This window comes from Paracoccus sp. (in: a-proteobacteria), assembly GCF_030538755.1.
GTDB lineage: Bacteria > Pseudomonadota > Alphaproteobacteria > Rhodobacterales > Rhodobacteraceae > Paracoccus.
In genome coordinates this window covers 34,981-56,054 of sequence record NZ_JAUNTJ010000004.1, presented here as the reverse complement: position 1 = coordinate 56,054, position 21,074 = coordinate 34,981, and the positions used below count along the sequence as shown (strand labels likewise).

The 21,074-nt window shown below is 67.1% G+C and carries 20 protein-coding genes and 1 tRNA gene; 11 read left to right on the top strand and 10 right to left on the bottom strand.

All coding sequences use genetic code 11. The features are described from left to right. The first annotated feature begins 143 nt into the window (after window positions 1-143). Window positions 144-3,590 (top strand): chromosome segregation SMC family protein, encoded by a 3,447-nt coding sequence (locus tag Q4G14_RS03560; protein ID WP_303360348.1) that lies wholly within the window; start codon window positions 144-146, stop codon window positions 3,588-3,590. Window positions 3,591-3,670: 80 nt separating this feature from the next. Here the strand turns inward: Q4G14_RS03560 and Q4G14_RS03555 are convergent, their stop codons facing one another. From Q4G14_RS03555 to Q4G14_RS03545, 3 genes are all read right to left on the bottom strand, one after another. Next, complete coding sequence (locus Q4G14_RS03555) at window positions 3,671-5,077, bottom strand: DEAD/DEAH box helicase (protein WP_303360486.1); 1,407 nt, start codon at window positions 5,075-5,077, stop codon at window positions 3,671-3,673. A 217-nt stretch (window positions 5,078-5,294) separates the two neighbouring features. Then, a complete protein-coding gene (gene dtd / locus Q4G14_RS03550) occupies window positions 5,295-5,744 on the bottom strand; it encodes a D-aminoacyl-tRNA deacylase (protein WP_303360347.1) in 450 nt (149 codons plus the stop codon). 96 nt (window positions 5,745-5,840) lie between these two features. Continuing rightward, complete coding sequence (locus Q4G14_RS03545; RefSeq protein ID WP_303360346.1) at window positions 5,841-6,065, bottom strand: hypothetical protein; 225 nt, start codon at window positions 6,063-6,065, stop codon at window positions 5,841-5,843. Window positions 6,066-6,161: 96 nt separating this feature from the next. Between Q4G14_RS03545 and Q4G14_RS03540 the strand changes: the two genes are divergently transcribed. Then, window positions 6,162-6,413: a DUF2312 domain-containing protein gene (locus tag Q4G14_RS03540; RefSeq protein ID WP_303360345.1), complete on the top strand. Its 252-nt coding sequence runs from the start codon at window positions 6,162-6,164 to the stop codon at window positions 6,411-6,413. A gap of 98 nt (window positions 6,414-6,511) precedes the next feature. On the opposite strand, the gene Q4G14_RS03535 is transcribed toward Q4G14_RS03540, so the two are convergent. Then, on the bottom strand, window positions 6,512-7,381 hold the full coding sequence (locus Q4G14_RS03535; protein ID WP_303360344.1) for a hypothetical protein: 870 nt from the start codon (window positions 7,379-7,381) through the stop codon (window positions 6,512-6,514). A gap of 113 nt (window positions 7,382-7,494) precedes the next feature. Here Q4G14_RS03535 and Q4G14_RS03530 point away from each other — a divergent pair, with 113 nt between their 5' ends. Then, on the top strand, window positions 7,495-9,144 hold the full coding sequence (locus Q4G14_RS03530; RefSeq protein WP_303360485.1) for an iron ABC transporter permease: 1,650 nt from the start codon (window positions 7,495-7,497) through the stop codon (window positions 9,142-9,144). 27 nt (window positions 9,145-9,171) lie between these two features. Then, window positions 9,172-9,246, top strand: a tRNA-Thr gene (locus Q4G14_RS03525). A gap of 13 nt (window positions 9,247-9,259) precedes the next feature. On the opposite strand, the gene Q4G14_RS03520 is transcribed toward Q4G14_RS03525, so the two are convergent. Further along, on the bottom strand, window positions 9,260-9,787 hold the full coding sequence (locus Q4G14_RS03520) for an isochorismatase family protein (protein ID WP_303360343.1): 528 nt from the start codon (window positions 9,785-9,787) through the stop codon (window positions 9,260-9,262). A gap of 163 nt (window positions 9,788-9,950) precedes the next feature. Between Q4G14_RS03520 and trkA the strand changes: the two genes are divergently transcribed. Then, complete coding sequence (gene trkA / locus Q4G14_RS03515) at window positions 9,951-11,327, top strand: Trk system potassium transporter TrkA (protein ID WP_303360342.1); 1,377 nt, start codon at window positions 9,951-9,953, stop codon at window positions 11,325-11,327. A gap of 9 nt (window positions 11,328-11,336) precedes the next feature. Beyond that, window positions 11,337-12,929, top strand: a complete 1,593-nt coding sequence (locus Q4G14_RS03510; RefSeq protein WP_303360341.1) for a potassium transporter TrkG — start codon at window positions 11,337-11,339, stop codon at window positions 12,927-12,929. A gap of 61 nt (window positions 12,930-12,990) precedes the next feature. On the opposite strand, the gene Q4G14_RS03505 is transcribed toward Q4G14_RS03510, so the two are convergent. After that, window positions 12,991-13,623: a VPLPA-CTERM sorting domain-containing protein gene (locus tag Q4G14_RS03505; RefSeq protein ID WP_303360340.1), complete on the bottom strand. Its 633-nt coding sequence runs from the start codon at window positions 13,621-13,623 to the stop codon at window positions 12,991-12,993. Between Q4G14_RS03505 and Q4G14_RS03500 the strand changes: the two genes are divergently transcribed. From Q4G14_RS03500 to hflX, 3 genes are all read left to right on the top strand, one after another. Continuing rightward, window positions 13,622-13,768: a hypothetical protein gene (locus tag Q4G14_RS03500; protein WP_303360339.1), complete on the top strand. Its 147-nt coding sequence runs from the start codon at window positions 13,622-13,624 to the stop codon at window positions 13,766-13,768. The genes Q4G14_RS03505 and Q4G14_RS03500 overlap by 2 nt on opposite strands. Before the next feature lie 194 nt (window positions 13,769-13,962). Beyond that, window positions 13,963-14,196: an RNA chaperone Hfq gene (gene hfq / locus Q4G14_RS03495; RefSeq protein WP_020949330.1), complete on the top strand. Its 234-nt coding sequence runs from the start codon at window positions 13,963-13,965 to the stop codon at window positions 14,194-14,196. Further along, window positions 14,197-15,495, top strand: a complete 1,299-nt coding sequence (hflX, locus tag Q4G14_RS03490) for a GTPase HflX (RefSeq protein ID WP_303360338.1) — start codon at window positions 14,197-14,199, stop codon at window positions 15,493-15,495. It abuts the gene before it with no gap. A 19-nt stretch (window positions 15,496-15,514) separates the two neighbouring features. Here the strand turns inward: hflX and Q4G14_RS03485 are convergent, their stop codons facing one another. Beyond that, window positions 15,515-16,429, bottom strand: coding sequence for a carbohydrate kinase (locus Q4G14_RS03485; protein ID WP_303360337.1), 915 nt, complete (start codon window positions 16,427-16,429; stop codon window positions 15,515-15,517). A 199-nt stretch (window positions 16,430-16,628) separates the two neighbouring features. Here Q4G14_RS03485 and Q4G14_RS03480 point away from each other — a divergent pair, with 199 nt between their 5' ends. Then, window positions 16,629-17,222, top strand: coding sequence for a metal-binding protein ZinT (locus Q4G14_RS03480; protein ID WP_303360484.1), 594 nt, complete (start codon window positions 16,629-16,631; stop codon window positions 17,220-17,222). Between the two features lie 76 nt (window positions 17,223-17,298). Further along, window positions 17,299-17,463: a hypothetical protein gene (locus Q4G14_RS03475; RefSeq protein ID WP_303360336.1), complete on the top strand. Its 165-nt coding sequence runs from the start codon at window positions 17,299-17,301 to the stop codon at window positions 17,461-17,463. 60 nt (window positions 17,464-17,523) lie between these two features. Here Q4G14_RS03475 and Q4G14_RS03470 read toward each other — a convergent pair whose 3' ends face one another. The 3 genes from Q4G14_RS03470 to Q4G14_RS03460 all read right to left on the bottom strand — a co-directional run bounded on the left by Q4G14_RS03470 (window position 17,524) and on the right by Q4G14_RS03460 (window position 21,070). After that, window positions 17,524-18,801, bottom strand: coding sequence for a zinc ribbon domain-containing protein (locus tag Q4G14_RS03470; RefSeq protein WP_303360335.1), 1,278 nt, complete (start codon window positions 18,799-18,801; stop codon window positions 17,524-17,526). A gap of 3 nt (window positions 18,802-18,804) precedes the next feature. Further along, on the bottom strand, window positions 18,805-19,947 hold the full coding sequence (locus Q4G14_RS03465) for an SPFH domain-containing protein (RefSeq protein WP_303360334.1): 1,143 nt from the start codon (window positions 19,945-19,947) through the stop codon (window positions 18,805-18,807). Window positions 19,948-20,035: 88 nt separating this feature from the next. Continuing rightward, complete coding sequence (locus Q4G14_RS03460) at window positions 20,036-21,070, bottom strand: DUF2927 domain-containing protein (RefSeq protein WP_303360333.1); 1,035 nt, start codon at window positions 21,068-21,070, stop codon at window positions 20,036-20,038. Window positions 21,071-21,074 lie beyond the last annotated feature (4 nt).

Sequence of the window (21,074 nt, the reverse complement as noted above, 5' to 3'; positions counted from 1 at the left end):
ACGCAAAACGCCGGTTGCGCCACCCCCTCGTATCTTGTGGGGCGGCGGGGTTTTGCCCGCTATATCTTGCGGCGCTGTTGACTTGGGCGCGGGGCGGGCGGACAATCTGCGGCTGATGGCACCGATTCTGACGGACCCTAATTTTGCGTTTTGACCGCCTGCGCCTGAACGGCTTCAAAAGCTTTGTCGACCCCACGGATCTGGCCATCCGCGAGGGGCTGACCGGCGTTGTCGGCCCGAATGGCTGCGGCAAGTCGAACCTGCTCGAAGCCTTGCGCTGGGTCATGGGCGAAAACCGCCCCACCGCCATGCGCGGCGAAGGGATGGAGGACGTGATTTTCGCCGGCACCACCCGCCGCCCCGCCCGCGCGCAGGCCGAAGTCGTGCTGACCATCGACAACCGCGACCATCTGGCCCCGGCGGGCTTCAACGCCGATGACCAGATCGACATCGTGCGCCGCATCACCCGCGACGCCGGATCGGCCTATCGCATCAACGGGCGCGAGGTGCGGGCGCGCGATGTGCAGATGCTGTTCGCGGATGCCTCGACCGGGGCGCACAGCCCGGCGCTGGTCCGGCAGGGGCAGATCAGCGAATTGATTAACGCCAGGCCCAAGGCGCGGCGGCGTATTCTGGAGGAAGCGGCGGGGATCTCGGGTCTCTATCAGCGCCGGCACGAGGCGGAACTGAAACTGAACGGCGCGGAAACCAACCTGACCCGCGTCGATGACACGCTGGATCAACTGTCCACGCAGGCCGCATCGCTGGCGCGTCAGGCGCGCGCGGCGGCGAAATATCGCGACATCGGCGCGGCCTTGCGTCAGGCCGAAGGCGCGCTGCTTTACCGCCGCTGGGCCGAGGCAGAGGCCGCCCGCGCCGCCGCTGCCGATGCGCTGTCAGCGGCCACATCCGCCGCCGCCGCCGCCGAATCTGCGGCCCGCGCTGCCACCGCGCTGCGCGAACAGGCGGAAGCGGCGCTGCCCCCCTTGCGCGAAGAAGAACAGATCGCCGCCGCCGTCCTGTCGCGCCTTCTGGTCGAGGCCGAGGCGCTGGACGAGGCCGAATCCCGCGCCGCCGATGCCATTGACGCCTTGGGCAAGCGGATCGCTCAGCTTGATCGCGACATTGATCGCGAAGCGGCGCTGAACCGCGATGCCGGGCAGATGGTGGAACGTCTGGCGTGGGAAAAGGCCGAAATCGACAAGGCGCATCAGGGCCATGATACACGGCTGACCGATGCCGGAACCGTCGCCGATCAGGCGGCCGAGGCGCTGACCGCGATGGAATCGAAACTGGCTGAACTGACCGGCGCCAGCGCGCGGCTGGACGCGCAGCACCAGTCGGCGCAGCGGTTGGCGGGTGATCTGCGCGACATGCTGGCCCGTGCCACCCGCGCCGCCGATCAGGCCGAAACCGCCGCCACCCGCGCCGCCGAGGCGGGGGCCGTGGCCGAGACCGCCTTGCAGCAGGCCGAGGCGGCGCAGGCGCAGGCCCGCACCCATGCCGAGGATGCCGAAATCGCGCTGACCACCGCCGAATCCGCCCGTGCCGAGGCCGAGGCCGCCGAATCGCAGGCCCGTGCCGCCCGCGCCGGGGCCGAGGGCGAAGCCGCTGCGCTGGCCGCCGAACTGGCAACGCTGCGGCGGCTGGTGGACCGGGGCCGCGCCGGGGGCGATGCGGTGCTGGATCAGATCACCGTCGCCCCCGGCTATGAGGCGGCCTTGGGTGCGGCCTTGGGCGATGACCTGCGCGCGGCGCTGACCGAGGCGGGGACAGGCTGGCACGGCTTGCCGCCGCTTGATCCGGCGCAGCCGCTGCCGCCCGGCGTCGCGCCGCTGGCCCCGCATGTCACCGCCCCGCCTGCGTTGGCCCGGCGGCTGTCGCAGACCGGCATTGCCGATGGCGATGTCGCCGCGCTGCAAACGGCGCTGCGGCCCGGTCAGCGGCTGGTCACGCCGGGCGGCGATCTGTATCGCTGGGACGGGTTGCGGATCATGGCGGGCGATGCTTCGTCATCTGCGGTGCTGCATCTGCAAAAGGTCAATGAACTCAAGGCGATCACCACTCAGGCCGAGGCCGCTGCCCGCGCCGCCGAAACCGCCGCCGCCACGCATGAGTCCGCCCGCGCTGCCCTGACCGCCGCCGCCGGGGCCGAAAAAACTGCCCGCGACACCCGCCGCGATGCCGACCGCGCCCTGTCCGATGCCGCCCGCGCTGCGTCGCGCGCGGAATCGGACCTGTCGCTGGCCCGCTCGCGCGCGGAATCCGCCCGTGCGGAACTGGCCCGCCACCGCGCCGACGCCGCCGATGCCGGGGCGCGGCTGGCGCAGGCGGATCGCGCGCTGGCCGATCTGCCCGACCGCGCCGCAGCGGCAGAGGCCGTGGAACACGCCCGCACCGGGGTCGAGGCGGCGCGCATCGCCACCCTGTCCCGCCGCTCCGCGCTGGATGAATTGCGGCGCGAAGGGAACGCCCGGATCAAGCGCCTGCAAGAGATCGCCAAGGAAACCAGCGGCTGGCAGTTGCGCCTGACCGATGCCGGAACCCGGGCCGCCGAACTGTCCCAGCGGCGCGACGCGGCGGCGGCGGAACTGGTGACGGCGCAGGCGCAGCCGGCCGAACTGGCCGCCCGCCGCGCCTCGCTGAACGAACGGCAGACATTGGCCGACAGCCGCCAGAGCCGCGCCCGCGCTGCGCTTGACGCCGCCGACACGGCGCTGCGCGATGCCGCACAGGCCGAACGCGAGGCTGAACGCGCCGCCTCTGACGCGCGCGAAGACCGCGCCAGCCGTCAGGCCCGCAGCGATGCCGCCCGCGATGGCGAAGCCGCCGCCCGCGCCCGCATCGCCGAGGAAACCGACGGCGGCACCCCCGACGCCCTGCGCGCCACCTTGGATGATGCGGCAACCGAAACCCCGGCCACCGTGCTGGAGGATCAGATCGCCCGCCTGCGCAGCCAGCGCGACAGCCTTGGCGCGGTGAACCTGCGCGCCGATCAGGACAAGCAGGAACTGGAAACCGAACGCGAGCGTCTGGCCGGTGAAAAGGCCGATCTGGTCGAGGCGATCCACAAATTGCGCGCCGGTATCGGCAGCCTGAACCGCGAGGGGCGCGAACGGCTGCTGGCGGCCTTTGACACGGTGAACAGCAACTTCAGCACCCTGTTCACCACCCTGTTCGGCGGCGGCGAGGCGCGGCTGGTGCTGGTCGAATCCGACGACCCGCTAGAGGCCGGGCTGGAAATCATGTGCCAGCCACCGGGCAAGAAACTGGCCACGCTCAGCCTGCTGTCGGGCGGCGAACAGACGCTGACCGCGCTGGCGCTGATCTTTGCGGTCTTCCTTGCCAACCCCGCCCCGATCTGCGTTCTGGACGAAGTGGATGCCCCGCTGGACGATGCCAACGTCAGCCGCTTTTGCGACATGCTCGACGAAATGACCCGCCGCACGGACACCCGCTTTCTGATTATCACCCACCACGCCGTCACCATGTCACGCATGGACCGCCTGTTCGGCGTGACCATGGTGGAACAGGGCGTCAGCCAGCTTGTCAGCGTCGATCTGAAACACGCCGAAGCCCTGGTGGCCTGATACTTAGTCGAACGGCTGTATCTTTGGTCCCCAAATATCCTGGGGGTCCGGGGGTGAAACCCCCGGCCTTTGGGCAGTTCTCAGCCCTTTTGCGCTGATTTGGGCGCGCGCGACGGGCGACGGGCCGGGCGTTTTTGCCCGCCGGGGCCTGCCGGGCGGGCCTTGCCGCGCGATTTGGGGGCGGAGGCTGCCTCGGGCGGGCGCTCGCCGCCGATGACGGGGATCTGCGCCTTCATCGCCTTTTCGATGTCGCGCAACTCACCCAACTCACCCGGCGCGCAAAAGGCGACGGCGCGGCCATCGCGCCCGGCGCGGGCCGTGCGGCCGATGCGGTGGACATAGTTATCCGCCACATTCGGCAGGTCATAGTTATAGACATGCGCCACGTCGGGAATGTCGATGCCACGCGCGGCCACATCGGTCGCCACCAGCACCTGCGATTTGCCGGCGCGAAAATCGGACAATGCGCGTTCGCGCTGACCCTGACTTTTGTTGCCGTGGATCGCCCCAACGGAAAAGCCCCATTTCTCCAGCAGCTTGGCCAGCTTTTCGCTGCCGTGCTTGGTGCGGCCAAAGACGATGGCCAGCTCGCCCGGATGTTTCGACAGGTATTCGGCCAGCAGCGTCGCCTTGTCGCCCTGCGTTACGAAATGCACCCCCTGGTCGATCTTTTTCGCGGCCTGACCGGGCGGGTTCACCGCCACGCGGACCGGATCGTTCAGATAGGTGTCGGCCAGTTCCTCCATCAGTTTCGGCATGGTGGCCGAAAACAGCAGGGTCTGGCGGGACGCGGGCAGCAGTTTCGCAATCCGGCGCAGCGCGTGGATAAAGCCGATGTCCAGCATCTGGTCGGCCTCGTCCAGCACCAGATATTCGGTGCGGCTGAAATCGACCGCGCCACGCTCGATCAGGTCGATCAGGCGGCCCGGAGTGGCGATCACCACGTCAAGGCCGCGGCCCAGCCGGTCAACCTGCACATTGATCGAGGCGCCGCCCACCACGCGAAAGCTGCGGATCGCGGTGCCATGCGCATAGGCTTCGATGTTCTGATAGATCTGCGTCGCCAGTTCGCGCGTGGGCGCAAGGATCAGGGCGCGGCAGGTCTTGGGTTCGGGCTTGCGGCCCTGCGCCAGAATGCGGGTCAGCATCGGCAGACCAAAGGCCGCCGTCTTGCCGGTGCCGGTCTGCGCCAGCCCCATCAGATCGCGCCCCGCGACAATCTGCGGAATCGCATCGCGCTGGATCGGCGAGGGCGTTTCGATGCCCATTTCCGGCAGGTTGATCGCCACGCGCGCGTCGATACCCATCTGAGTGAAGGGTGTGTCGATGTCGGGGATCGCCCGGCGGATGAACTTTTCCTCGGGCGCGGCATGGCGCGGCTTGCCGCCACGGCGGAAACCGCCCGGTTTGCCGGGACCATTGCTGGTGTTGCTGTTGCGGTTGAAACGCGGTTTGCCCGAACGCTGCGGGCGGGTATCGGTCGTCATCATAATTCTTTCGGCCCCGCTCCCCCATCGGATGCGCGGGCATGTGGCGCCCAGTGGCGCGGTCATCGTAGGGGCGGGCCGGATAGGAACCCGCAAGAACCCTGCGTGACGTGGGAACTTGAAAAAAAATAAGCGTCGGGCCGATGCGCAAGATACGCGGCTGCTCACGCGGCAGCGGGCGGCGACTTGTGGCAGATGGGGGATAACGGGCGCAAAGTCAAGCGCGCTCTGCCGTGTCCAGCCAGATCGTGACCGGACCGTCGTTCAGCAGCGCCACCTTCATATCCGCGCCAAAGCGCCCGGTTTCCACCGGCAGGCCCAGATCGCGCAGCGCCTGCGCAAAGCGTTCATACAGCCGCTGCCCCTGCTGCGGCGGCGCGGCGGCGGAAAACCCCGGCCGGTTGCCGCTGCGGGTGTCGGCGGCCAGCGTGAACTGGCTGACCACCAGACAGGCACCGCCGATGTCCTGCACCGATCTGTTCATCCGGTCGGCCTCGTCGCGGAAAATACGCAGCCTGGCGACGCGCGCGGCCAGCTTGTCGGCTGCGATGTCATCGTCGCCCTGCATGGCGCAGACCAGCACCAGCAGGCCCGGCCCGATCTGCCCCATCACGTCACCATCCACCGTGACCGATGCGTGGCTGACACGCTGAACCAAGGCTCTCATCTGTTTCTCACCATGCTGAACAGGGCCATTCCGGCTGCATGACCCTCTCTGATCCAAAGCGCCGATTTAACATTGCGAACAGTGAATGTCAGTCAATCACCCCAGCATGATCCCGGCCACGACCAGCATCAGCCCGATGGTGGATGCGGCCAGCGCGGCCATGTTCATGGCGACCACGCGCTGCATTCCGGCGCGGATCGCATCGTCGCCGACCCCGCCCCGGCGCAGCCGCATCGCGGTCAGGATGCACCAGATCAGCCCGGCCAACCCGATCACGGTCAGCACGGTCCCCCCCCAGATCAGCGCGTCGAATATGGTCATGGTCCCCTCCTTGTCGCCCGGTCCCGGCCTCACCGATTGCGCGGCGCGGCCAGAGCGCCTATGCCTGCGCCACCAAGCAGGCACAAGGGACAACCGATGCAGGACGAACGCAACTACGCCGTAGCCGCCGAAGAGCTGCGCCAGTTCATCGAACAGTATGAGCAACTGGAAGCAGAAAAAAAGGACGTGACCGAACGGCAAAAGGAAATCATGGCCGAGGCCAAGGCGCGCGGCTATGACACCAAGGTGATGAAAAAGGTCATCGCGCTGCGCAAACGCGACCGCGACGACATCGCCGAAGAAGAAGCGATCCTTGAAATGTATAAACAGGCGCTTGGCATGGCGTGACGCCAAACCGGCGCTTCAGGTAAACAGACCACGGCTTCCTGTTTGCCCAAATACGCACCTTCGGGCGCGACGGATGGGCCGGCGCGGCGTCGCCGGCCTCAGGCAAGGATGAATTCAACGCCGGGCAGGGCCGCGATCCGGGGAATATCCTGATAATAGCGCGCGCTGACCTGATCGACGGTATCCTGCGTCCAGCCGGGCAGGGTGATCTCTTGCTCCACCATATGCGGCAGGACGTTGCGTTGCAGATGCTCGGCATACAGGTCGCGCCGCTGGCTGACCGGCAGTTCCCGCCCGGACAATGCGCCGCGCAATTCGCGCAACCCCTGATCGCCCAGCAGCTCGTGCATATACAACAGCCCGCCGGGCAGAGGCTCGGATGCAGGCAGGCCGCCGACCAGCCGCACGATGTCAGGCCAGATGATCGGCGCATCTTCGTGGCACCAGACGACCAGGCGCCGCCCCTGCGCCCCGGCGGCCATCCGCTGCATGGCGGTCAGCCATGACAGCGACAGCGGATCGACCCCGCCCATCAGGCTGGTGTAATCGCCGCCGTGCAGGGCCAGAACATCGGCAATCAGCGTTGCCGGGTTGCGGATCGCGACAAAGAACTCCGCCCCGCCGGACGGAAACAGATTGGCCAGCGCAGCGATTCGCGCGCCTGCCTGCGGATACAGCCCCTCGGGGCCGATCGCGCGCGAGGGCACGCCCAGAAAGCCGGGGCTGGTGCAGATGATGCGCTGCGGATCGTCGCTGTCCAGCACCGCGTCCAGCATGATCTGTTCCATTTCCGGCGTGGCCGGGCCGCCGTTCAGGGCGGCAAGGGCTTCCTCAAAGACGCCGCGATGGCGGTTGGGGGTGACGACCTCGGTGCCGTCGCGCAGCAGACGGCCGCGATTGTTCAGCAGCGTTTTCAGCATTCTGTCGCCGTCCGTGCCATGCACGCCGATATGATAGACCATCTGCATGGTGGCAGCCCCTTCGTCTTGTCCGGCGTGCAACTTAGCCGCGCTTCGTGGACAGGGAAACCGCTTTGCGCTAGCCATCGCGCATGAGCAGCGCCAGCATCACACCCCCTGCCATGTCCGAGGAACTGCGCCACCGTGCGGGGCCGCTGTGGTCGGTGGCGGCGGTCTTGATCGCGGCGCTGGTGCTGATGCCGGTCATTACCGTGGCGGTGATGGCGCTGAACCCGACCGAAAACATCTGGCCGCATCTGCTGGCCACGACATTGCCGCGCTATGTCACCAATACGCTGATTCTGGCGGTCGGCACCGGCATTCTGGCGGCGGCGATGGGGACGGGCGCGGCCTGGCTGGTCAGCATGTATCAGTTTCCGGGGCGGCGCGGGCTGGAATGGCTGTTGCTGCTGCCTCTGGCGGTGCCCGCCTATATCGGCGCCTATGCGCTGGCCGATTTTCTGGATTACAGCGGCCCGGTGCAGATCGCCCTGCGCGAAGCCTTTGGCTGGACCAGCAGCCGCGATTACTGGTTTCCCTCGATCCGGTCGCGCTGGGCGGCGGTGCTGGTGCTGGCGGCCTCGCTTTACCCTTATGTCTATCTGTTCACCCGAAGCGCGCTGCATGAACAATCGGGCAGCGCATACGAGGTCGCGCGCGCCCTTGGCACCGGCCCGTGGGGGCTGTTCTGGCGCGTCGGCCTGCCGCTGGCGCGCCCCGCCATCGCGGCAGGCACCACCATCGCCATGATGGAGGCGGTCGCCGATTACGGGGTGGTCAGCTATTTCGGGGTGCATACGCTGAACACCGGCATCTTTGCCACATGGCTAGAGGCGCGCAACCCCGGCGGCGCGGCGCAGATCGCCTGCGTGATGCTGATCGTGATCGCAACGCTGGCGGTGTGGGAACGCATTGCCCGCCGCGAGGCCCGCTATCATCAAAGCGCGCGCCAATCCCGCCCGATCATCCGCCAGCAACTGACCGGTGCGGGTGCCTGGGCGGCGACGGCGGCCTGCACCTTTCCCTTTGCGCTGGGGTTTGTGCTGCCGGTCGGGGTGATCCTGAACTATGCGCTGGCCTATCCGCAGGGCTGGCTGACGCCGGGGCTGGGGCGGGCGCTGTGGCATACGGTGACGGCGGGCGGGGTGGCCGCGGTGCTGACCGTCGCGCTGGCGCTGATTATGGTTTACGGAGTGCGGCTGTCGGGGCGCAGCCTGCCGCGGCTGCTGTTGCCGGTCACGACCATCGGCTATGCCGCGCCGGGTGCGGTGCTGGCGGTGGGCATCCTGTTTCCGCTGGCTGCGCTGGATCACCGGGTGGCGGATGCGGTGCTGGCCGCGACCGGCACCGATCCGGGGCTGATTCTGACGGGTTCGGCTGCGGCCATCGTGCTGGCCTATCTGGTGCGCTTTTTCGCCATCGCGCAGGGGGCGGCGGACGGGGCCTTTACCCGCATCCCGCCCTCGCTGCCGATGGCGGCGCGGTCGCTGGGGCAGAACTCGGCCGGGGTGCTGCGGCGGGTGTTTCTGCCGCTGATGAAAGGCTCGGTCGGGTCGGCGCTGCTGCTGGTTTTCGTCGATTGCGCCAAGGAGCTGCCCGCCACCCTGCTGCTGCGCCCGTTCAACTATGAGACGCTGGCCACCCGCGTCCACGAACGCGCCAGCCTCGAGGATCTGGGCAACGCCGCCCCCGCCGCGATTCTGGTCATGGGCGTGGGCATGATCGCCGTGGCGCTGCTGGCGCGGGCCAACCTTGGCTTGCGCAAAGGCTGAAGTCGCGCTATCCGGCGCAGGCAGGCTGCCGGTTTAGCTCAGTGGTAGAGCGTCTGATTTGTAATCAGGGGGTCGGGGGTTCAAATCCCTCAACCGGCACCACAAGCCCCCGGCGTTACTTTATCAGCGCGGCGATCTGGCGGAATTGCGGGTGCCGCGCGCTGCGCATCCATTCGAACAGCACCATTTCGGTTGTCACGACCTCTGCGCCCTGACGGGCCATGCGGGTCAGGGCGGCGGCCTTGTTTTCCGGGCTGCGCGACCCGGCGGCATCGGCCACCACATAGACATCCCGCCCGCTGTCCAGCAGCCCCAGCACGGTCTGAAGCACGCAGACATGGGTTTCGCAGCCGCTGACGATCACCTGCGCGTCGGTGGGGATGTGATCCAGAAATCCCGGCTCGTCACAGGCGCCAAAGCTGAACTTGGACAGCACCTGCGCCGCTGCGGTCGGGATTTCGGACACCGTCGCGCCCAGACCGGCGGGGTTTTGTTCCGTCACCACCTGCGGCACGCCCAGCATCCCGGCGGCCTGCACCAGCCGGGCGGCATTGCGCAGCACCTGCGGCGCGTCATGGATCGCGGGCATCAGCCGCGCCTGAAGGTCGATGGTCAGCAACAGCGAAGAGGTCAGGTCGATCATCGGCAGGGTGCCCCCGGTTCTGGCATGTGGCATATGGCAGGGCGCAGCCTAGCACGCCGGCCCCCCGCCACGGCAACCGTTTCGCGCCTGCGGGCGGTGTCGGTCGATGTTGCGCCCCCCTGCGGTCTGTCCTACCACAGGGCTGAACGGTCAGAGGTGCTGCATGAAGATCATCATCTGCGGGGCAGGGCAGGTCGGCTGGCAGATCGCACGGCATCTGGCCGGCGAGCGTAATGATGTCACTGTCATCGACACCAGCGCCGAACTGATCCGGCGTGCCACCGATGCGCTGGACGTGCAGGGCGTCACCGGCTTTGCCAGTCATCCCGATGTGCTGGACCGGGCGGGGGCGCGCGACGCCGATCTGATTATCGCCGCCACCCATTCCGACGAAGTGAACATGGTCACATGTCAGGTGGCGCATTCCGTGTTCCGCATCCCGCGCAAGATTGCCCGGCTGCGGTCGTCCGCTTATCTGGATGCGATCTATTCCGACCTGTATCGCATCGACCACCTGCCCATCGACGTCATCATCAGCCCGGAACGAGAGGTCGCCGCCGCCGCCATGCAGCGCCTGTCGGCCCCCTCGACCTTTGACGCCGAGAATTTCATGGACGGTCGGGTGCATCTGCTGGGTATCGTGCTGGACGACGATTGCCCGGCGCTGAATACCCCCCTGCGGCAGTTGACCGAGCTGTTTTCCAGCCTCAGTGCCGTGGTGGCCGGTGTCCGGCGCGAGGGGCGGCTGTTCGCGCCCGAACCGGGCGACCAGTTGTTCGCGGGCGACCAGATCTATGTCTTTACGCAGGCCCCCGATATTCAGCGCACGCTTGAGGTATTCGGCAAGCCGACCGCCCGGCAGGAACGCATCGTCATCATCGGCGCGGGCAATGTCGGGCTGTCGGTCGCGCGCCGGATCGAAGCCTTGCCCGAACGCATCCGCGCCAAGGTGATCGAGCGTGACCGCCCCCGCGCCGAATATGCCGCCGATGCGCTGGAACGCACCATCGTGCTGCACGGCGACGGCCTGTCCGCCGAACTGCTGGACGAAGCCGCCGTGCCGCGCGCCGATGCCGTGCTGGCGATCACCGATGACGACAAGACGAACATCCTTGCCTCGGTCCGGGCCAAGCAGGCGGGGGCGGGGATGGCGATTGCGCTGATTAACGATCCGACGCTGGTGCCGCTGATGGCGGCGCTGGACATCGACGCCTATATCAACCCGCGCGCGACCACCGTGTCCAGCATCCTGCGCCACATCCGTCGCGGACGGGTGCGCGACATCTATTCCATCGGTGATGCCGAAGCCGAGGTGATCGAGGCGCAGGTGCTGTCCACCTCGTCCATCGCCGGGCGGACGATCCGCGACATCGACTTTCCCGAAGGTGCCCTGCTGGGGGCGGTGCAAAAGGGCGGACGGGTGATGAAGCCCGCGCCCGATCTGCGCGTCGAGGAAGGCGACATCGTGCTGATCTTTGTGCTGACCAAAGACGTTCCGCAGGTCGAGGGCCTGCTGCAAGTCTCGATCGACTTTTTCTGAGGGGCGGTGATGGCTGTGCTGATCCGCCTGCCGCTGATTTTGCCGATTGCCTTTATCGGCGCGCTGGCGATGCTGGTGCCCGCCGCCTATGCGCTGACGCTGGATCAGCACGCCATCGCGCGCAATTTTTTCTATGCCTCGCTGCTGTTCATGACGCTGACGGGCATGGTCGCACTGGCGGTGCAGGGCAACCGGCGCGGGTCTGTGGCGCGGGGCAATCTGCTGACCATGGCGGCGGCCATGGCGCTGGTGCCGGTGATGCTGGCGGTGCCCTTTGCCGCCAGCCAGCCGGATACCGGCCTGTTCAACGCCTGGTGGGAAATGGTGTCCAGCCTGACCACCACCGGCGCGACGCTGTATTCCGCCGATCTGCTGCCTGCGCCGTTGCACCTGTGGCGGGCGGTGGTCGGCTGGCTGGGCGGGCTGTTCATCCTGATCGCCGCCATTGCCATTCTGGCCCCGCTGCGCCTTGGCGGGTTCGAGCTGATGGCATCGCCGCAGGATCAGGGTCTGGATGTCGATCACCGCGTCCGGTTGTCCAGCGCGGCCCTGCACGCGCCGCGCATCGACCCCTCGCTGCGGGTCTGGCGGGCGGCGGAAACGGTGGCGCCGGTCTATGCGGCGCTGACGCTGGCGCTGTGGGTGCTGTTGCTGCTGGCGGGCGACGATGCGCTGTTGGCGCTGTGCCGCGCGATGGGGACGCTGGCGACCTCGGGCATCACGCCGGTCAGCGGGCCGGTGGGGCAGACCTCGGGGATCATCGGGGAAATGCTGGTGTTCCTGTTCCTGATCCCGGCGCTGTCGCGGCGCTTTTGGCCCGGCGGGGGCGAGCTGCGCGCCAGCGAGCGGATGCACGACGACCCCGAATTGCGCATCGCCGCCGGGGTGGTGGTGGCGGTTGCCGTGGTGCTGCTGGCCCGGCACTTTATCGCCGTGATCGAAACCGGCGCGGCGGATGAGCGCTCGCTGCTGGCCGATCTGGCCCGCGCGGCGGGGGCGGCATGGGGGGCGATGTTCAACGCGCTGTCCTTTCTGACCACCACCGGCTGGAACAGCGTCCAGTGGGAAGGCGCGCGCACCTGGTCGGGGCTGACCGCGCCGGGGCTGATGCTGGCCGGGCTGGCGATGTTCGGCGGCGGCGTGGCCACGACGGCGGGCGGGGTCAAGCTGCTGCGCGTCTATGCGCTGGCCCGCCACGGCGAACGGGAAATGCAGCGGATCATCCATCCCCGTTCCGTCGCAGGGGGCGGGCGCATGGGGCGGCAGTTGCGCGGCGAAGGTGCCTATCTGGCGTTTCTGTTCTTCATGCTGTTCGCAATCAGCATCGCGGTGGTCGTGGCGCTGGTGTCGATGCAGCGGATCGAGTTCGACACAGCCACCATCCTGTCCATCGCCGCGCTGACCAACACCGGCCCGCTGGCCGGGGCGATCCCGCTGACCCCCGCCTTCGAGGGAACGGCCGGCATCGCCTCGGCCCCGTGGAGCGGCTGGTCCGGGCTGGCCCCGGCAACCAAGGCCGTGCTGGCCGGGGCGATGATTATCGGGCGGCTGGAAACGCTGGCGGTTCTGGCGCTGCTGACGCCGGATTTCTGGCGGCGGTGAAACGAAAAGGGGTGCCCGGCGGGCACCCCTCTGGTTGCAAGCTGTGCCGGACTGTTGCGGCTCAGGCGTTGTTCTTGCGGCGGCGCAGCGCGCCCATCCCGGCCAGCGCACCACCCAGCAAAAGAACGCTGGCGGGCAGCGGCACCGGGGCGACGGCGACCAGATCCTGACCATAGCCGGCCGGTGCGCTGGTCATGCTGTCCAGAAAGGTCAGCCGGTATTGCTGCGTTTCCGGGCCGGTCAGGCCAGCCAGATAGCTGTCGGCATAGGCATTGGCCTCGACCGTGCCGCGCACCTTGAAGGCGCCCGCGGTGCGGCTCAGCGCATTGCCTTCTTGTTCGGTGATGATTTCCCACAGGGCCATCTGGAACCCGGCCGCGCTGGCCGCGCTGTCCACCGTGGCATAGGCGGTGTTGAACAGCGCCTGAATGTTGGCGGTGACGGCAGGGGCAAACCAGCTGTCGCTGACCTGATATTCGCCCGGCTGGTTGGTAATCAGGCGGGTTACGTCCACGCAAAAGGCGATGATCGCCGATCCGCTGACGGTATCCATCAGGCGCATGACGCCTGCACCCACGCCCCAGCGCACACCACCATAGGTGACAAACACGTCTTCATGCAAAGACGGCTGCCCCCACAGGTCGTCGCCCTCGTGGACAAGATCCATGGTCGCGGCCTGAGCGGATACCGCCATGACCGAAGCTGTTGTAGCAATTGCCAGATATTTTACGATTCTCGACATCGTGACTACTCCTGAAACGCAAACTGAATCGACTCTCGAATGCCGTGTGCCGGTGATCCGGGTGTCATGGCCCTATGATAGCCGGGAATCGCCATAATCCCGTCATGGCTAAAAGTATAGGGAAATATTAGTCAAAAGGTTCAAAACGCTACGGCATTCATCTTTAGGGGGAAATTAATGCCTATAATGCAAGTTTTTACCTGCACGTCGTGCAGCCCGTGCCGCTTGCATGGGTCGTTCGCTTGCCCTAAATGTTAAGGAAACAGGCCAACAACACGAATGGAAAAACCAATGGCTGGCGACAAGCAAAACCTTCAGGACGCGTTCCTCAACCACGTCCGCAAGGCAAAAGTGCCGGTCACGATCTTTCTTATCAACGGCGTAAAGTTGCAGGGGGTCATAACCTGGTTTGACAACTTTTGCGTGTTGTTGCGCCGCGACGGCCAGTCGCAGCTTGTCTATAAACATGCGATCAGCACCATCATGCCCGGTCAGCCAATCAGCCTGTATGAAGGCGAGGACTGATTGGCGCAGCCCACCTCGACCGAGGCTTTGCCCACCCGCGCCTATGTGATTCACCCGGATCTGGGTCAGGCGCGCAATCAGCGCCGCACCCCCGAACATGCACTGGCCGAGGCGGTGGCGCTGGCCCATGCGCTGCCCGGCACCGAAATCGTCGGGGCCGAGGTGGCGCGGCTGCGCGCTGTCACCCCGGCCACCCTGTTCGGCAGTGGCAAGGTGGATGAACTGGGCGCCGCCCTGCGCGCGGCCGGGGCGGAACTGGTGCTGGTCGATGGCCCGGTCAGTCCGGTGCAGCAGCGCAATCTGGAAAAGGCGTGGGACGTCAAGCTGCTGGATCGCACCGGCCTGATTCTGGAAATCTTTGCCGACCGTGCCCGCACGCGCGAAGGCGTGTTGCAGGTGGAACTGGCGGCACTGGCCTATCAGCGCACGCGGCTGGTGCGGGCCTGGACCCACCTTGAGCGGCAGCGCGGCGGGCTTGGCTTTGTCGGCGGCCCCGGCGAAACCCAGATCGAGGCCGACCGCCGCGCCATCGACGAACAGATGGTCCGCCTGCGCCGCCAGTTGGAACGGGTGGTGAAAACCCGCAGCCTGCACCGCGCTGCGCGGGCCAAGGTGCCTTATCCCATCGTCGCGCTGGTCGGCTATACCAACGCCGGGAAATCGACGCTGTTCAACCGCCTGACCGGGGCCGATGTCATGGCCAAGGACATGCTGTTCGCCACGCTGGACCCGACGATGCGCGGCATCCGTCTGGCCGGGGGGCGGCAGGTGATTCTGTCGGATACGGTGGGTTTTATCAGCGATCTGCCGCATGAACTGGTCGCCGCCTTTCGCGCCACGCTGGAAGAAGTGCTCGAGGCCGATCTGATCCTGCATGTGCGCGACATCAGCCACCCCGAAACCGCCGAACAGGCCGCCGATGTGGCCGATATTCTGGGCAATCTGGGCGTGGATGACACATTCCCGCAGATCGAGGTCTGGAACAAGATCGACGCCCTGCCGCCCGACGCGCGCGAGGCGCTGCGCCGCACCGATGCAAGGACCGAGGGCGTGCAGGCCGTCAGCGCCCTGACCGGCGAGGGGCTGGACGATCTGATCGCCGCCATCGACGCCCGTCTGGCCGAGGCGCTGGACGAACCCCTGTTCGATGAAACGCTGCTTCTGCCCTTTGACGATGGCCGCCGCCGCGCGTGGCTGCATGAGGCCGGCGTGGTTCAGGCAGAACAGGCCACCGAAGACGGTCAGCGCCTGCACCTGCGCTGGTCTGACCGGCAAAAGCGGGCCTTCGGGGCGCTGTAACGCCCGCCCTTGCAATTCTTTACAGATCCAGTTCGCGCGCCCATGGCGGGTTTGCGCCCGCGCGCGATACGGTGACAGCCGCCGCACGGGCGCCAAGGCTCAACGCCGCGCGCAACTGATCGGGCGTCAGCGCGGCCAGCCCCTGTTTCGTCAGAACACCCTGCTGCGACAGGCTGGCCAGCACCCCGGCGTTAAAGGTATCGCCCGCGCCGATGGTGTCGGCCACCTGCACCTGCACCGCCGGGGCGGCAACGGTCGGGCCGTGCCAATGCGCGCGGGCACCCGCCTCGCCGCCGGTTTGCAGCACGATGCGCGGCCCCATGTCCAGCACGCTGCGGGCCGCATCCTCGGGCGGCAGATCGGGAAACAGCCAGTCCAGATCATCGGCGGATAGTTTGACAATATCCGCCATCGGCAGCAGCCGGTTCAGCCGTGCGCGATAGGCATCGGGGTCGCTGATGAAAAACGGGCGGATGTTCGGGTCCAGCATCACCGGCAGGCGGGCGTGTTCGCGCGCGATCAGCGCCTCGACCGCCGCACCGCACGGGTCGGGCACAAGGCTGATGCCGCCCGCGAACAGCGCCGTCACCTCGCCGGGCAGTGGCGGCAGGTCGGCCTGGGTCAGCATCCGGCCCGCCGAACCGTCGTCGTAAAAGGAATAGCGCGCCTCGCCCCCGGTCAGGGTGACAAAGGCCAGCGTGGTCAGCCGGTCGGTGCGTGGGCACAGGTCGGTGCTGATCCCGGCCTCGGCCAGCGGGCGCAGCAGTTGTTCGCCAAACGGATCGCGGCTGATCGGCCAGAAATAGGCGGTCGGGCAACCCAGACGGCCCAGTGCGACCGTGGTGTTATACACCGCCCCGCCCGGCAGCGGCAGAAATGCGCCCGCGCCATCCGGCACCATGTCGATCAACGATTCGCCTGCACACAGGATCATGCTCACCCCCAAATTTGCCGGATGTTAGCGGTTAACACGCCCGAGCGGTAGAGGCCCCGCACGAGAGTCGCATGATTGCGGCGGGGGGATTGCAGCGGGATGCGGGATATGTTTTGATACGTTATATCGTAACGTATATGAGGCCGGAATGCGCTATCTCAATCCCACCTTCCTGATCGCGGCTGTCACAGCCGGGCTGATGCTGACCGGGCCGGGGTTTGCCCATGGAACCCATGACCACAGCCATGACGATGCTGCGCAGCAGATCCACAAGGGCTATTTCCAAGACGGGCAGGTGCAGCACCGCGCCTTGTCGGATTGGGTGGGCGAGTGGCAGTCGGTCTATCCCTACCTGACCAGCGGCGCGCTGGACCCGGTGATGGCCGACAAGGCCGCGCATGGCGACAAGACGGCGGCGGACTACCGCGCCTATTACGACACCGGCTATCGCACCGATGTAGACCGCATCGCCATTCAGGGCGACAGTGTGACATTCCATCGCGGCGATCAGGCCGTCACCGGGCAATATGCCGATGATGGCTATGTGATTCTGGCTTATGAAAAGGGCAACCGCGGCGTGCGCTATGTCTTTGCGAAAACCGGCGGCGATGATGCCGCGCCGCGCTTTATCCAGTTCAGCGATCACCGCATCGCGCCCGAGGCATCGGATCACTATCACCTCTATTGGGGCGATGACCGCGACCAGTTGCTGACCGAGCTGAGCAACTGGCCCACCTATTACCCCGCCGATCTGACCGCCGATCAGATCGTGGCCGAGATGCTGGCGCATTGATTCGCCCGCCGCTGCCCGCCGCCCGTTGCCTTGCCCGCAGCCTTTTGAAAGGATCGGGCAAAAAGGGGGGGGCTGCATGGGTTGGCGCGCACGTCTGTTGATCCTGCCTGCGCTGCTGGGGCTGGCGGGCTGCGGGAACTGTCAGTTTTTCGACAAGGCCACCTGCACCGGGCTGGGGATCGGCGCGGTGCTGGCGGCCCCTGCGGGCATCGCAGACGAGGCCCTGCGCCGCGACCGTTAAGCGGGGTGGTCCCGCAGCGGCTGCTGTCGCGTTGCCCCAGGATGTTCGCCGCGCGGCCCGCTAATACCCCCGGATCACATAGCCGCCCGGCGCGTCGATGCTGATCCCGCTGCCGCCGCTGAACTGGACATAGCCGCTTTCTTGCGCGACGAACAGCACGGCGGCCATCACCAGCAGCGCCAGAATGACGGCCAGCGCGATCTTCCACACCGAATAGGGGCGTTCGCCCTGCACCCGCCCCGACTGGCCGTTCACCACAAAACGATAGCTGTTGCCGTTGTATTTATAGGCCGCCGTCCAGACCGGCAGCAGGATATGTTTAAAGGTTTCGTCGCGGAAATCGGTGGCGATCCGTTCGACCCGCTGTTCATCGCCGCCGATGGCGCGGCGCACGTCCATGGCGATCACCCCGGCCATTTCCTGCCGTGCGATGCCATGCCCCTCGGCCAGCGGGATCGTATAGCCCTCGGCGGTCAGCCCGGCCAGATAATCGGGGCGGTATTCGGTCAGATGCGACAGATCCCACGGCGTCAGCCCGTCGGTGAACCGGCGCGGCAGCGAGGTCGAGGCCAGCACCAGCACATCGTTGAAATCCCGCGCGACCTGACCCGAGGCGCGCGACCAGCGCACCCGTCGCACCTGCCGCGGCACCTGCTGACGGCGACCGTTGATTTCCTGCGTGACGTAAACGGTTTCGTAATAGGCATCGCCGCGCTGGCCACTGTATTGGCTGCGGGTGGCGGCGTCGAAGGTCCAGAACGGGGAATAGACCCCGGTCATCCGCCGCCCGCGCCGCGCATAGGCGGTCAGCCCCGAGGGCGCGAACCACAGGCTGCCCAGCCAGTCGTCCAGCGCGGCCTTGGCCTGTTCCTCGGTCACGACAAAGGGCAGCACGCCTTGCGGTTTGATCTGCCGGGTCGCGCCGGTGTCGGTTACGACCGGAGTGGCGCAAAAGGGGCAGGCGGTGGCGTGGCGATCCGGGTCGGCCTCGACCTTGGCGCCGCAATTGGGGCAGGACAAGGTGCGGACCTGCTGCACGATGTCGGCCCCGGCAGCATCCAGCCGCAGCCCCTTTTCCAGCGGGATTTCCCGCAGATCGGGGGCCTTGTGCTGCGCATCCCATTGCAGGGCGCGGCCCGTGGACGGGTCCAGCAGAATGGCATCTTCGCCCTCGGACCCGCCTTGCGGCTGGCGCGCGGGGGCGCGGGCCGGGCCTTCGCCGATGCTTTGGCGATGGCCGCAATGGTCGCAAATCAGATCCCGCTGGCCGGGCTGAAAGCGCAGGCTGGCGCCGCAGCTTTCACAGGGCCAGCGGTATTCGCTGCGCGGCGTCGGCACGGCTTAGTCGGCCTTGGGGGCCGAAGGCACCGGAGGCGGCAGCATGGTGAAAAGCTGCGCCAGTTCCGGCACATCATCGGCGGGCTGCCAGCCATCCTGCCCCGGCGTCCAGACCAGGGTATCGCGCCCGAACTGCCCCTCGGCGGCCATGCGACCCAGATGGCCGCGACCATACGGCCCCTCGGCCTTGCCACCGATGGCGACGTGCCAGACGGTTTCCACCGACTTGCCCGGCAGCGGCGGCGGTGCGGCCGCAGCGCCGCCGGCCTGCGGGGTGTGCTGTTGCTGCGCGGGCACGGCACCCCAAGGCCCGCGCCCGCCCATGCCAAGCGCGGCCCCCATCGCCGCACCGAACCCGGCCCCCGCCCCGCCCGCGTTCTGCGAGGCGTTCAGCATGGCCTCTGACGCGGCATATTGCCCGAAACGGTCCAGATCGCCGACGATGCCCATGCTGGTGCGCTGATCCAGCATCTTTTCCACCTGATCGGGCAGGCTGATGTTTTCGATATAGAATTCGGGGATGGTCAGGCCATAGGCCGCGACGGTGGGCGCGATCGCCTTGGCGACCATCTTGCCCAGTTGATCGGTGTTCGCCGCCATATCCAGCACCGGAATGCCCGATCCGGCGATCATGCGCGAAAATTCCTGCACGATGATGTTGCGCAACTGGAATGCGATTTCGTCACGGGTGAAATCGCCATCGGTGCCGACGATTTCACGCATGAACACGCCGGGGTCGGTCACGCGCATCGAATAGGTGCCAAAGGCGCGCAGGCGAACCGGGCCGAATTCGGGGTCGCGGGCGATGATCGGGTTGCGCGTGCCCCATTTCAGATCGTTGAACCGCGTCGTGTTGACGAAATAGATTTCCGATTTGAACGGGCTGCGAAAGCCGTGATCCCAGTGCTGCAACCGGGTCAGGATCGGCATGTTGTTGGTTTCCAGCATATACAGGCCGGGGCCGAACACATCGGCCAGCTGGCCTTCGTGGATAAAGACGGCGGCCTGCCCCTCGCGCACGGTCAGCTTGGCGCCGTATTTGATCGCCCGGCCGCGCGTTTCATAGCGCCAGACCATGGTGTCACGGGTGTTGTCCACCCATTCGATCACATCAATGAATTCGCCGGTCAGAAAGTCGAGGACCATGGGTCGCCTCCGTGGAAGGTTGGTCGGTCAGGGAAACGCCGGGGCGTGTCAGGGGCTGTCGCCGGGATGCGGGCAGGGCGCGGGTCGATCATGCACCCCCCGGCAGTTCGGCGGCAATGCGGTGAACGATGGGTTCGGCCTGCGCCTGCGTCATGCCGGGGCGCAGGCGCGGGTCATAGAGGATGCGCAGCAGCAGTTCGTCATGCCGGGTCAGGCGGGCGAATTCCTCGTCATCGTTAAAGATCGAGGGGCGCGCGCGCAGGCTGTCGGCGGCAAGGCCCATGCCCTGCGCCAGTTCCTCGTGGATGCAGGATGTGCGCAGGCGGGCGGGCAGTTCGGCGCGCAGGATGGCGACTGCGTTCACATAATTCGGCCCGCCGCTGCGCGAATAGGCAAAGGCGGCGCAGTAATTCTGCGGCGACAGGTTGCGGATCGCGGCGACATCTTCGGCAGGGATGCCGGGGATCAGCCGTTCCAGCCGGGGACCGATGGCGCGGCGTTCGCTTTCGGACAGGATCAGGACGATGAAATTCCCGCCCTCGCCGGTCAGGCTGACCGGATGGCCCGAGGCCCGCGCCAGCCGCGCGGCATAGGCACCGATTTCGGCCTGATCGCGCCGCCGGGCAGCCATATCTGACGAAGCGCCGAATTCCAGTTGCAGCCGGATCGGTTGCGACCAGCGGCGCAGCGGCGCGGGCGTTTCCTGCCCGTCCGGGTGACGGCGGCCATTGGGGGCATATTCGTTGCGCAGCGCGATCCTGAAAAAGTTCTGCGCCAGCGTGGCGGCATCAAAGCGGGCATCGCGGGGGTTGGTCTCCATCCGCAGCTTGCCGCGCGACAGCAGACCGGCCTCGGCGGTGGCCAGATAAAGCCGCATGTTGCGGCTGGCCGCCGTTGCGCCAGTGGTTGCGGCCTGATTGGTCTGGCGCGCGGCATCGGCCCGTGCCTGCATCAGTTCCGCCTGCGTGGGCCGGGCCGGCTGGTCGGGCTTGGGCGCAGGCGGGGTGGGCGCGGCCACCGGGGCAGGGGCGGGCGGTTCGCTGGCCGGTTCGGGCGCGCGCGCGCCGCATCCCGCCAGCAAAGCCGCCAGTGCCAGTCCACCCCAAAGGCCGCCGCGCCGCATCCGT